Here is a 13,052-nt window from a genome sequence, read left to right as displayed (position 1 = left end):
AATTATATTAGTTGGCTCCTGTTAACCAATAACAATTAACTACTCTTCACTTCGCCTCACGAATATCCCCGATAATTGCATCATTGCCCGAAACCGTGATAGCCGTTAGCACACCACTTAATGTAGCGCCCAGTATGCCATGCATATTCAGGTACTGACCGGTGAGGAATAAGTTGGGAACACCTGTTTTACTGCTCAATGTTGTTTTTAAAGGATTTTCATAGTCTTTGGCAAAGCCATACATATTGCCATCGGTGCTGCCGATATAGTCGCGGTAAGTAAGCGGGGTGATGGTATAGTAATGTTTAATGGCCGATTGTAATTGTGGCAGCTTTTTATATACCTGTTGCAGTAGCTGTTGTGCCTTCTGTTCCTTAAAAGCCAGGTATTCCGCTCCACGTTCCGCCTCGTGTAAGGTGGTATTAAAAGTATCCGCCCAGGGTTGTACTTCTTCATAACGCATATTGGTGAGTATGGTCACCGATTCTGCATAACCCGGATATTGGCTACTGGCGGTGAAAAAAATGCCATATAACAAAGGCCAGTTTTCGGGTGTGTATGCATTGGCTGTCCACAAATGTCCTTCGTGATGGTAGTAGAGGTTATTGCTTTGATAAGGCAGTGTTTGAGGTTGTAATACGATGTTGATTGAAAAAGAGGACACCGTATTTGACAAACTGTTGATGCGGTTGCGGTATATTTTTTTCAGTAAGGGGTTGTCCGTCATCTGCAGGGTATGTACTGGGCTGATATTGGAAATAAATTGTGCGGCGTAAAACTTTTCGCCGGTATTGGCTACCGCACAGGCAATCGTATCGCCTTCACTCACCAGTTGCTTTACCTCCTGGTGTCTTAATATTTCCCCGCCATAAAACCTTAATTGTTTTACCAGGGCTTTGGCAATCTGTGAGCCGCCGTGTATAAATTTCCAGGAGCTTTCTATATAACTGTTAATGATCAGCGCATGTACATGAAAAGGTGTGGCCTCACCATCACCGGCATATAATATATTATTACCGGCCAGTACGGCCTGTAGTTTTTTGTTGCCGGTAAGCGACTCTATCGTTTGTTTGGCACTTAAGGAGCTGGCCATGGTCTTTTGTTCCAGGGTGCCATCCAGCTGAAGATTATATAAAGGGAAAGCTCGGCATATCTCCTTTATTTTATCGCAGTATTCACGCAATGCTTTTTCTTCATCAGGAAAATAGGGTAACAGTTGCTGTATAAAGTTTTCATGTCCCTGTGCCTGCGGATATATTGTATTATCCTCGCCGGCTATTATACCGTCAAAACAGTTCAGGTCCATACGTTCCAGGTGTAACTGGTCCATAATGCCCAGGTAACTGAATACCTTGTACAGGTTCTGGTCCTTATCCAATCCGCCTACATAATGTACCCCGGAATCGAAAATAACTTTATCCCTTACAAAGGTTTGCAGGTTTCCCCCAAACTGTTTGTTTTTTTCCAGCACACAAACCCGCATACCCTGCCGGGCCAGTATGTTGGCACATACCAGCCCGCCGATGCCCGATCCTATAATCACTACATCAAAGTTCATGCGGTTTGTTAATTACAAAAATAATATTAGAGGTAAGCTTCGTCTTGTCAATCTTTGTTACCTGTAGTCCGTGTTTAGCGGCAATAGCCTCAATGGTCTGACCCGATAAATAATGCAGCCCGTGACCACTTGTTTTATTAAAACCAAATAGCCTGGTGGAGAACAATTCTGTTAATTTGGTGGTTTGATGCCTGCGGGCAATATCCGCATCCCCATCACGGATAATGAGTTTGCCGCCGGGCTGTAAATGAGCTATACAGTTATCAATTACCTGCTCCTGCTGCTCCGGGGTAGTATAGTGCAGCACATCGCTGATGATGATGGCATCGTAGTTTGTTGTAAAATCAAAGGTCACAATATCGGCCTGTAAAAAATGCAGGTTTTCGCCCTTGCAAAAGCCATGGGCTGCTACTGCAATCTTTTCTTCATCATAATCTATGCCCAGTATCTCTCTTTCCGGCCCGGCAAAATGTAACATATAACTCATAAAGCCATAACCACAGCCCATATCCAATATCTTACCCTGTAAGGGAACAATGGCATGGAATTGTTTGTAGTTACCTTCCAGCCTGGTTTTAATACGTAAGTACCATTCCAGCACCGGGCCTTTGTATACATAGTTGTAAAAAAGCTTTTCGTGGTAATAATCCACCGTCTCCAGCTCCTGTGACAGCTTGCGGTGTTCCTCCTTAAAATACCTGGATATTTTTTTTGTTCGCTCTGTGTAACCCACTCCCCAGCTTTCATCAGTTGCACTGATACGTGGCAGGTATTGTACTGTAAGCGTCCCGTTCTTTAATAAATAATCACCCTTGGTCATGGTATATCCCGTACCATGTAACAAAATCGGGACTACATCCAGGTTCAGTTCATGTGCCAGGTAAAACGCTCCCTTGTGAAAACGCTTCATCGGCGGGTAAGAAGTACGGGTGCCTTCCGGGAAAACAATAATGGAGTAACCATGTTTTACCCTATCGCGCATGAGTTCAATACTATTCTCCGCACCTTCTATCACGGGATAAAAATCAGCCATCCGCACCACGGCTCCAAACACCGGGGAGTTCCACACCCATTTATTGGTGAGCAATACAGCTTTGGGGTGTAACATGGTCATGGCCAGTATATCTAAAAAAGACTGGTGATTGGCAATGATTACGGCGGGCTTTTTAAAGTTCTCCTTCAAAGGGTTGTTCACCACTTTTTTAAAGTTGCCCATGATGTACAATACCGAGCCGCATAGTTTGGATAAAAGAACATGGTATATATATTTACCTTTTTCTTTGTTAAACGGGTTTAGCTTGATCAGTATCACACCCAGCACAGTTAATACCACGGCACCCAGGGCAAAATAGGTGAAAGAAAAAACCGAACGCGACCAGCTCCATAAGGTCCAGGGAAAAAAGTTTTTAGCAATCCTGTTCTTAATGATCAGGTTAAAGAAAAAGGGTATCAACACCTGCGACATGATCACCACGCACACAATACCCGTAACCGATATAAAAGCAATAGATCGCAATGCCGGGTGTTGCGCAAAAGCCAGTACACCCAGGCCGGCTACCGTAGTAATGGCCGATAAAAAGATGGAAGATTTATAGGAAGCCAGGTTTTTCTTACCGGTCTTGTATTCATTTAAGAGACCATCCATCACAAAGAGGCTGTAATCATCGCCCAATCCGAATATCAGGGCCGATACAATGATGTTGACAATATTAAAGGTAATGCCAAACATACCCATAATACCCAGTATCCATATCCAGCTGATGAGCATGGGAATAAAAGTAACCAGCGCCAGTTCAATACGGCCAAAGGTGAGCAGCAATACAAAAAACACCAGGCAGGAAGTGAATAAAGCAATTTTATTAAAATCCTTATTCACCAGCTCCGTTAAACGGGTGGTTAAATATTGCCGGTCCAATACCGTTACCTGTTGCAGTTTATCCAGCTCCGTTACCACCGCCGCCTTATTATCGTTTGACACTTTTAATAAAGTAACAACAGATACATTGCCGGGTTTTTCGGTAATATAATCATCTAAAAACCGTTGTTGAAAGGCTGCCAGCTCCGTTTTATCAACTGTTTTAAAATCGTTGTTGAGCAGGCTTTCAAAATTATCAAATGCCGTGGCCGAAAATTTTAAGGAGGCTCCTTGTTGTTTAATATTATTTACAACACCGGCTTTTCTATCCGCCGTCCAGTACTTATTCCATTGTTGTATGCGTTGTTGTTGTAAAGAATCACTGATCAGCAAACCGGATACACCGGCATAACTGGTAATCCAGCCTGCCTGTTTTAATTTTTCAATTTGTTGGACCGTTTTTTCATTCTGCTGCAAGCCCTTTTCCCTGTCAGCCCCTTCGCTTACCAGGTATAATGATCTTACCGATTGCCCGCTGATCCTGTTCAACTGCGCTTCAGCCTTTGCCAGCGCCGGTGTCATATAATTCAGGCTGGTCATATCGGGCTCAAACCTTACCTTATTATAATAAAACAAAAACAACACAGTCAAACCCACAATAGCCAGCACCATCCATTTATTATGCTCGGGTTTTAAAGCCGCCAGTTTATCCAACCAGGAATGTTTTTCTTTTACTAGAGTAGCAGCAGTTTCTTTTTTGTTACCAATAAAATGTGGCAAAAACACCAGGGAACATACAGCTGCGCCTGCCAGGCTACAGGCGGCAAACAGGCCCAGGTCCTGCAACATGGCCGATTTGGCAAACAACAAACATAAAAAGCCGCCGATGGTGGTAATACTGCCAATGGTCAGGGGAAAAGCCAGGTCTTCAATGGTGCTGCGTAAACCGCGGGTATGCCGGTAATGGTTAAAAACATGCAGCGAATAATTAATGGCAATGCCCAGTACAATCGACCCGGTTCCCAGCGCAATCACCGATATGGAGCCTTTCAACAGCCATACAACCGCCAGTGAAAAAGCAGCCCCATACACCACCGGCACCAGCACTAAAAACGGCGCTCTTTTTTTACGGAAATAAAGACCGATAAATAATATTAAAAACAATACGGTAATCCCCTGTGTCAGCAGGCTATCGGTACGCAGCTGTTTGGCATTACCGGCCGATACCGCAGCCGCACCAAAATAACTAACCTCTATATCTTTTGCCAGCTCCTGCCCGGCAAGGCTATCAATACTGTTATCCAGTTGCTGTAAAAATTCATGATTGGCACCGGTATTGGCAGCAGGGAAGCGGGGGGTAATAAATAAAAGCAGGTTTTGCTGGTCCTTCGATACAAAATGATTGTCATACAATTCAAACTGGTCATCGTACTGCAGTTGCTGCAGTTTTTTTAAAGCCAGGAAAGAAATACCCGAAGGGTCTTTACTGATCACCTCCTTCAGCGCATAACCGGCGGGGGAGGTCAGCAGGCGGATATCCTGTTCCAGGGTAGCCTGTAAGGCAGCAGGCTGTACCAGGCTGTCAATTTTTTTATAATCCGCTTCGTCTAAAAAAACCGGCAGGTGGTTTTGTATAGTGGCAAAGAGTTCAAAGGTCAGGTCGTCCTCAACCTTATAATTTACCTGTTTTATATAGCCGGTATCTTTTGCTAAGGTTGCTGCCAGTTCATCGGCACAGGCCACCAGTTTATCGGGATCGGTTTGGGTACTGTCTTTCAGCCGCACCATCACCACCAGTTTATCAGCAAATTTGGAATTCTGGAAAACCGAGGTAAGTTTGGCGGTCTTTTTATCCTGGGGAATAACCGCCGATATATCTTCCACAAATTTTACCTGCAGGGCCAATACCACAAACAAAGCCAGGGTGCCTGCAAACAACAGGTACAGCAAGGGCTTGCGTGTAGTAAAAAAGTCAAATATGCCTGTAAATAATTTGCGCATCTGAATAGCACTATACTTTATACGTGGTTGGCAACAATATTACTATTTATCAATTGTTTTGGCTACTTGTAACTCTACTTTAGTTATGCAAGATAGCATATCAAACATAATCAGCATTTATAACTGTCTTTTATTTAACGGTCTTGCGGCCCTATAAGATTTTGAAAAAAGTATAGCCCCTTTTTATTTAAATTTAAGTTGCTAACCAAAGTCTCTTCCTTATGAGCAAATACCATATTCCCTTAATGCCTGGTACCATTTATCATGTTTTTAACAGGGCTGTTGGCAGCGAAAAGTTATTCCTAAACCAGGAAAACTACCGGTATTTTTTGGTACTCTTGAACCGGTATATACTTCCGGTTGCAGATCTTTTGGCCTATGCTTTACTGCCCAATCATTTTCATTTATTAGTGAGGCTTAACAGCCGCGAACAAATCCTGTCACACTACCATAAATTAAAAATGTCTGACGCCCCCATTACAAACCAGGTGCTTCTTGCATTTATCATGAAACAGTTCAGCAACTGGTTAAACGCCTATGCAAAAGCCTTTAACAAAATGTATCATCGCAAAGGTTCGTTGTTTATAGACTATTTAAAACGTTGTGAAGCAAAAACGGACAGCGATATAACGGCCTTCATCTTTTATATCCACAAAAATGCCGTACATCATGGTCTCACTTCACATATTGGCCAGTGGTCGTTTGACAGTTACCAGGCTATTATCAGCGATAAACCAACCTGTATCAACCGCAGTTTTTGTATAAACTGGTTCGGCGGCCTTGAGGCTTTCATCTCGTTTCATCAGCAACCTGTTCAAATAAAAAAATAGCCGCGCTCAGACGTATAAGGTTTTTAAAACCTTATACATCTACCTTTTTCGCTTTAAACTCAGCAGCCCCCAGGTAAGCAAACCAAATAACAAGCCGGCCACAACAGCCAGGGTGATGCTGCCATAAATATACTGGGTCAGGTTCAGCCGGATGGTTTGTAAACTGATGCCTTCCGAAAAGCCCAGGTTCACGGCCTTATCACCCATCCAGTAGGCGCCGGCCTTATAACTTAAAAATATGATCAGCGGGATCATGGGGGGTATGCTGATATTGGCGGCTATCACGAACAACACTTTATTCAGCCGCATCAGCACCGCCAGGGCTATACCCACCAGCAATTGGAAACCCCAGATAGGCACTATGCCCATAAACACGCCAAAGCCTACCGATGCCGCTTTGCGGGCATTGGTCTCGTTGGGCTCCGATAACTGGTCGTTCAGGTTCTTCCACCAGTTACCATTGCGGAAAATCCTGCGGAAAAAATTCCGGGGTTTTATCCATAAAAAAGTGATCAGCACCAGCACGGTATTCAATACACTGATGCGGGAAAAATCCTTAAAAGGCCGGAAATGCGATACCCTTTCTTCCTTAGGCGCATAATACACTTTAATGGGTATCCAGTTTATTTTTATGCCCTTCCAGGCGCTACGTACCAGTACTTCAATTTCAAACTCGTACTTGCGGGTAAAAAAACGCATTTTTTCCAGCAGCGCAATAGGGTACAGGCGGTAGCCCGTTTGTGTATCGGGACAGTTAATGCCCGTTTCCACCCTGAACCAAAAGTTGGAAAATTTATTGCCAAAACTGCTTTTACCCGGTACCGACTCCTGCTGCATATTTCTGGCGCCCATGATAATGGCGGGGCCTTCGGCTTCCAGTTTTTCAATAAACAGGGGCAGGTCGCTGGCAAAATGCTGCCCGTCCGAATCAATGGTAATGGCATAATCATAACCCAGTTTACGGGCCGCTTTAAATGCCTGGCGCAGGGCCCAGCCTTTGCCCGCATTTTTGGTGTAGCTTACCAAATGTATATCTGACAGCCCTTGTAACAATTGCGGGGTGCTATCGGTAGAGCCGTCATTTACCACCACTATATTGCGGGTGTACTGCTGCACATCGGCAATAACACCGGCCACCGTCGCCTCGTTATTATAGGTAGGTATTACCACGCATATTTTATGGTGGTCAAACTTTGCTTGATATGTAGCCGCTACAGGTATACTCATTATTTTGCCAAAACCTCGCAAAAGTAAGCTTTGCCGCTTATACTAAGCCGCCCAACATATAAAGCTTTATTTTATTATGATTTCTTTGGTAACCGGCTGCAGTAACCCGGCTCATCACCTGTTGTGTCACTCACTGCACCGTTCCGTTCGTTGTTGGGCAGGGGAACAATAAAACAAACGCAGGTTTTATTACCTCAACCGGCATTCCGGCTACAATATTGCGTCTTTTGGCTACACCGTCTTGCCAACCGCTGCTGAACTTTGTGTTAACAAAACAACAGTAAAATGAAACTACAAAATAACACCATCCTTATTACCGGCGGCACCGGCGGCTTTGGCTTCGAGTTTGCCTCCAGGCTTTTAGCCCTGGGTAATACCGTTATTATTACCGGCAGAAATTGGGAAAAACTGCAGGAAGTGAAAAAACAATTGCCCGCGGTGCATATTATACAAAGCGATGTAAGCCGGGCCGAAGACATCAGCCACTTATATGAAACCGTTACCCGTGAGTTTCCGGCACTAAACATACTCATTAACAATGCCGGTGAAATGCGCAAGATCAGTCTGCATCACCAGCATGAGTTAACCGATATTACCCGTGAAATTGAGATCAACCTCATGGGACCCATCCGCATGGTACAACAGTTTTTACCCCACCTTAAAAAGCAGGCGCAGGCTGTTATTGTAAATGTAAGTTCGGGTATTGCACTGATGCCCTTTCCCATTTCCCCTATTTACAGTGCCAGTAAAGCGGGACTGCGTTCCTATACACAGGCTTTAAGAGTGCAGTTGAAAAAAACCAATATCAGCGTAATGGAATTGGTAGCGCCCGGCAGCACCACGGCGCTGAACGATAAATTTATAAACGAGGATGGCTTTAACCCCAAAGCCCTGATGGCGCCTGATAAAATTGTGGCGGCCGCTATAAAAGGTATGCAGCAGGATAAAGAAGAGGTTTATCCCGGCCTGGCCAAAATTATGCGCATTATAAGCCGGGTGGCACCCAAACTGGCACTGGCACAGGCCGGGAAAATGGGCGCCTCCTATATGTATGGTAACTAATTTTTAACTTAGTAAAACGATTATATGAAAATCATCAGCATTATACTACTCGCCGCTTCTGTTTTCCTGAGCCTGAAACATGGCTGGGATGCTTTTCAGCCGGCCAATGCCGAACAAAGCAAAATGATGGCCGACCTGGGTATTACCAAAACCCTGATGCCTTATTTTGGTGTGTTCTCAATTATTATAGGCCTCCTATTGCTTTTCCCGCAAACCTTTTTCCTGGGCAATGTTTTAAACGCGGTTACCATTGTGTTGATCATGGCCTTGTCCTTAAACGCTGGCAACTATAAAATGGCCTTGCTGGAAATACCCTTCCTGGCCCTGCCCCTCGTACTTATCTGGCTTAAATACCCTTTTAAATTTTAACCCATGGCCAAACCATTCAGGATAAAAACCATTAAGGAGTTGCACCAGCTTGGCGGGTATGCCGCCCCGCAGCACCCGCTTATCAGTCTTATCGATCTCAAGGGTCTGCAAAACCCCGATGGCGTCGAAGCCGTGATATTCGACTTCTACGTTGTATCCTTAAAAAGGGGTTGCGATAAACTGATGTACGGCCAGCAGCAATACGATTTTGATGAGGGACTGATGGCCTTCCTGGCTCCCGGGCAGATCCTGCGCGGGGAAGATGGCGGCGTACCGCATAACCTGGATGGCTGGATGTTGTTTATTCATCCCGATTTTTTATGGAATACCGGCCTTGCCCAAAAAATAAAACAATATGCTTATTTCGGGTATGCGGTAAACGAAGCTTTATTTCTTTCGCCCCGTGAGGAGGAGCTGATCAATGGCATTGTGGCCAATATCCGGCAGGAGTATCATTCCAATATCGATAAATTCAGCCAGGATGTAATGATAGCCCAGCTGGAGCTGTTGTTTACCTATGCCCAGCGTTTTTACGAGCGCCAGTTTATTACCCGTAAAATAAGCAGTAACAAAATACTCACCCGGCTGGAGGAATTGTTGCAGCATTATTTCAGCCACCCCGAACTAAGCTCCAAAGGCCTGCCCAGTGTGCAGTTTATTGCCAACAGCCTCAATATTTCAACCAAGTATTTAAGCAGTTTATTAAAACAGCTTACAGGCCAGAGTACCCAGCAGCATATCCACGAAAAACTGATTGAAAAAGCAAAAGAAAAACTGGCCACTACCGATCTTACGGTCAGCGAAATTGCTTACGAGCTGGGCTTTGAGCACTCCCAGTCCTTTAGTAAATTGTTTAAAACAAAAGCTAAACAAAGCCCGCTGGAGTTCAGGCAATCCTTTAACTGATCTTTTTAAAAAGCGCCTGTTGATATGGCCAACCTGTGTTTCCAGCCTTCTTTTTCCAACCGGTAAACAAATAAAAAAGTGTAGCCTGCGGAATAATTGATCATATCATATACATAAAACATCAGCAGGGTATTATTACGGGTATAAATGGGCTGGCTGAAATAATAATAATGAACAGGCTTTTCTTTTTCCCCATCCCGCCACCTGTTTTGATAGGCAATACTGTTTATTGTATCCCTGGTTACCCGTCTGCTATCGGGCATCATATCCTCCGGCCATAACACTGGTGCCGCCTGTTTAGCTTGTTGATCCAGGCTTTTTAATTCCTTTTTGGTTAGCGCCAGGCTGTTTTTTTTATTCACTCTAATGGTTTCAACACCATGTAGTGTTTTCTTTTTGGCTAATTCCGAAGGTTTATGCCAAAACGCTATGGCCGTATCAATATAAAATACGGTGCCGGTATTACCCGTACTATTAATGGCATCGCGAAAGGCGGTATAAAATGTGGTGTCCTGTGCCGTTCCGACACCTAAAATAATTACGCAAATGATAAGTAAGAACAGCTTCATAATATAACAACGTCTTTAGCATCTTTAAATTATAAATAGTTTACAATTATTAAGCATTGTAAAGCGGCGGCTTAGCATCTCTATAAAGCCAGTCCGAAAAACAGGAAAAACCCTGTATGTAATAACGTTTTATTGAAATAGATTAGCTGATCCCTCCCCTCGAATACTCCCTCCCGGTCATACCCCTTTCAAAACTATTTCACGTTAAGCTTAGCAAGGTTTATTGTTACTACAAAAAGGGTTTAAGTGATTAGTAGGAATTTTTCACATTCAACTTTAAAACAATGCAAAAGATAAAACTGCTTGTATTTTGTTCCTTCTTCATTATAGCTTCTGTTAACTTGTTTGGGCAACAAAACAACATATATACACTACTTGTCGGGCTTAAAAGTATTGACGACTCAGCTTATGCAAAAATTTCAAAAAAATACAGCCGTGAAGCTACTTCGGGTGTAGAGCTCGATTTATATAAAATGAATAGAATTGGTACCCGTTTCCAACATAAAATAATTACGCTTACCGATAAAGATGCTACGAAAAAAAAGGTGCTTGATACCATCATATCCATCGGGAAAAAAATTAAGCCCGGCGATACTTTTTTATTCTATTTCTCAGGGCACGGAGATATTGTAGCTGACCAGAACGGGGATGAGCTTTCCGGGTTTGACCAGGTATTGGTTGCCTATGACCAGTTTATTGTAGATGATGAAATATACCTTCTTCTCAAAAAACACTTTACCAAAACAAACAACCTCATGATCGTTGACGCCTGTCATTCATCCTCCTCCTGGAAATGGAAGACCGTTATGATGGACCTGAAACTGGGCCTGACAAAAGAAACCAAATATTTAAGCGAACAGGTCATCGAAAACCAGGAGTTACTGGTAAATAACTGTAACTGGGATTCTCTTAAACTGGTTGACGAACCTTTTAACCTGGTGTACATGGGGGCTACTGAAGATTTTAATGGTGCGTCCGGCGATGCCAGTGGAGGCCTTTTAACCTACTGGCTGGACAGAATTTTTACAAGCGCCATACAAAATAATACCTGGAACCAATATTCCTTCAGGCGATTGGCTTGTGAACTAGGCAAAATATTGTACCATAACCGGCAATACCTGCAGTACCACGAAATCGGCAGAACAGTATCTACATATAGTATTCAGACACCATTTAAATAATAAAATATGAAAATTAAACTACTCCTTATCGGTCTTATCACATTACTTTCCAAAAGTTCGCTTTTTGCACAATCGTATGAACAGCTTCCGCCGGGTGGGAAAGTTAATGGCCAGCAGGCTTATATTTTGCCTAAAACCGCCTTTGTGGTTGAAATACCTGTGGCAACAACAACGCTTTCCCGTAAGTCAGCTTATGTAAATTATTCTGATCCACAATTAAAAAACCTGCAGAAACGGTATGGCCTTGACCCTGATAAGTATAAAAAACTAAAAACGGATGCTTCTGTTGTATCAACTGCCATCATTGATGACTCTATCAAGTTTAATATTGCGGCCGTGCCCGATTATGAAAAAATCTTTTACATATCGTCCGGCAGCCGCTGGAACAAGAACCAGGCCGTTACCTTCACCTATGGTACCGATGGTATACTAACCGATGCTGAATCAAGTCGGGAGGATAAAACTTTTGATATAGTGGTGAAAGGTATTTCCGGACTGGTGAGTATTGTTGGTTCATTTTTTAAAGGGGCTGATGGAAAAGACCTGGATAGCATGGAAGATCCGAAGTTTAAAGAACTGGATGATGCATTAAAGAACTTTAGTAAATTAGAAATGGTCAATAATTATGATGTTTACAAAGACATGAAGGCAACTTATGAAAAGCAATACCAGGCCGCTTTTGCCGAAATTTTTTATACCGAAAAAAAGAAAATCGTTACTCACAAAGTAACCTATACCCCAAAAAAAGATGCAGCGCTTACTACTGAGAAAAACACAACCAGTATTCCTTTTTTTATGTTAAACAGCTCCGCCGAATTGGTTTTTTCCTCGGCGCTTAACGGCAGCATATGGGGGAAAGATATTAAAACTGAGAACCTGGCTGGTAAAAAACCTTACAACATGGTAATGACCCTCATGCCCGAACAGCAAACTGCTTATTTTCAGGCAAGGGCCAATACCGAAAAGGGAATTGCTTTTAATATTCCGCAAAAAATTGATCTTAAAATCAGCAATACTGATAACAAAACCGTTTTGCATGAAATATGCAAGGTGGCACAGTTTGGCACCATTGGTTATATAAACAGTAAAAAGAAAGCAAAAACAACTTTTTCACTTGATCCGGTAACCGGTGAGTTAAAAAAACTTTCTTTAGAGGGCAAGGCCATTCTTGTAGACCAGGTTGGCAGTGCCGCTACTTTAGCAACAGATGCTATTAATACCATGAAAGGCGAAGGCTACGATACAAAACTGGAAAAAGAAGTAAAACGCCTGGAAAATGAAAAAAAGAAACGCGACCTGTTAAAAGAGCTCGGCGTGGCTGAATAAAGCAGTACTATAAATTATCCCATTCAAATCCGCTTATATTAAACAATAAAGTTGCCAATAGTAAAAACTGTTGGCAACTTTTCATTTTATTAAAGCCGTTGTTACATCAATATTTAGAGAATAGTTGAAGGTTTTATCCATTCTGTTTACGGATTACCGTAAAAATAA

Annotated in this window: 10 protein-coding genes; 6 read left to right on the top strand and 4 right to left on the bottom strand. The window is 43.0% G+C overall.

Going from position 1 to position 13,052, the window contains the following annotated elements:
* Positions 1 to 46 precede the first annotated feature (46 nt).
* Both ACFS6H_RS04785 and ACFS6H_RS04780 read right to left on the bottom strand, forming a co-directional pair.
* Positions 47 to 1,558, bottom strand: a complete 1,512-nt coding sequence (locus ACFS6H_RS04785) for a phytoene desaturase family protein (RefSeq protein ID WP_386095784.1) — start codon at positions 1,556 to 1,558, stop codon at positions 47 to 49.
* Positions 1,548 to 5,414 (bottom strand): 1-acyl-sn-glycerol-3-phosphate acyltransferase, encoded by a 3,867-nt coding sequence (locus ACFS6H_RS04780; protein WP_386095781.1) that lies wholly within the window; start codon positions 5,412 to 5,414, stop codon positions 1,548 to 1,550. Before ACFS6H_RS04780 ends, ACFS6H_RS04785 begins: the two co-directional genes overlap by 11 nt.
* A gap of 221 nt (positions 5,415 to 5,635) precedes the next feature.
* Here ACFS6H_RS04780 and ACFS6H_RS04775 point away from each other — a divergent pair, with 221 nt between their 5' ends.
* Positions 5,636 to 6,244, top strand: coding sequence for a transposase (locus ACFS6H_RS04775; RefSeq protein ID WP_386095778.1), 609 nt, complete (start codon positions 5,636 to 5,638; stop codon positions 6,242 to 6,244).
* Positions 6,245 to 6,283: 39 nt separating this feature from the next.
* On the opposite strand, the gene ACFS6H_RS04770 is transcribed toward ACFS6H_RS04775, so the two are convergent.
* Positions 6,284 to 7,471, bottom strand: a complete 1,188-nt coding sequence (locus ACFS6H_RS04770; protein ID WP_386095775.1) for a DUF2062 domain-containing protein — start codon at positions 7,469 to 7,471, stop codon at positions 6,284 to 6,286.
* A 285-nt stretch (positions 7,472 to 7,756) separates the two neighbouring features.
* Here ACFS6H_RS04770 and ACFS6H_RS04765 point away from each other — a divergent pair, with 285 nt between their 5' ends.
* Genes ACFS6H_RS04765 through ACFS6H_RS04755 form a run of 3 tightly spaced genes read left to right on the top strand, consistent with a single transcriptional unit; the run spans position 7,757 to position 9,808 of the window.
* Entirely contained in the window at positions 7,757 to 8,533 is a 777-nt protein-coding gene (locus tag ACFS6H_RS04765; protein ID WP_386095772.1) for an SDR family oxidoreductase, read from the top strand.
* Positions 8,534 to 8,557: 24 nt separating this feature from the next.
* Positions 8,558 to 8,902 (top strand): hypothetical protein, encoded by a 345-nt coding sequence (locus ACFS6H_RS04760; RefSeq protein ID WP_386095769.1) that lies wholly within the window; start codon positions 8,558 to 8,560, stop codon positions 8,900 to 8,902.
* Positions 8,903 to 8,905: 3 nt separating this feature from the next.
* The gene (locus ACFS6H_RS04755) at positions 8,906 to 9,808 is read left to right on the top strand and encodes a helix-turn-helix domain-containing protein (protein ID WP_386095766.1); all 903 of its coding nucleotides are present in this window, start codon (positions 8,906 to 8,908) and stop codon (positions 9,806 to 9,808) included.
* A 5-nt stretch (positions 9,809 to 9,813) separates the two neighbouring features.
* Here ACFS6H_RS04755 and ACFS6H_RS04750 read toward each other — a convergent pair whose 3' ends face one another.
* On the bottom strand, positions 9,814 to 10,377 hold the full coding sequence (locus ACFS6H_RS04750) for a hypothetical protein (RefSeq protein ID WP_386095763.1): 564 nt from the start codon (positions 10,375 to 10,377) through the stop codon (positions 9,814 to 9,816).
* A 284-nt stretch (positions 10,378 to 10,661) separates the two neighbouring features.
* Here ACFS6H_RS04750 and ACFS6H_RS04745 point away from each other — a divergent pair, with 284 nt between their 5' ends.
* Entirely contained in the window at positions 10,662 to 11,558 is an 897-nt protein-coding gene (locus tag ACFS6H_RS04745; RefSeq protein ID WP_386095760.1) for a caspase family protein, read from the top strand.
* A 6-nt stretch (positions 11,559 to 11,564) separates the two neighbouring features.
* Complete coding sequence (locus tag ACFS6H_RS04740) at positions 11,565 to 12,884, top strand: DUF4831 family protein (protein ID WP_386095758.1); 1,320 nt, start codon at positions 11,565 to 11,567, stop codon at positions 12,882 to 12,884.
* Positions 12,885 to 13,052 lie beyond the last annotated feature (168 nt).

It is taken from the genome of Terrimonas rubra (assembly GCF_042686025.1).
GTDB lineage: Bacteria > Bacteroidota > Bacteroidia > Chitinophagales > Chitinophagaceae > Terrimonas > Terrimonas rubra.
Note: the sequence above shows the minus strand (reverse complement) of the source record. Positions and strands in the feature narration are given on the sequence as shown.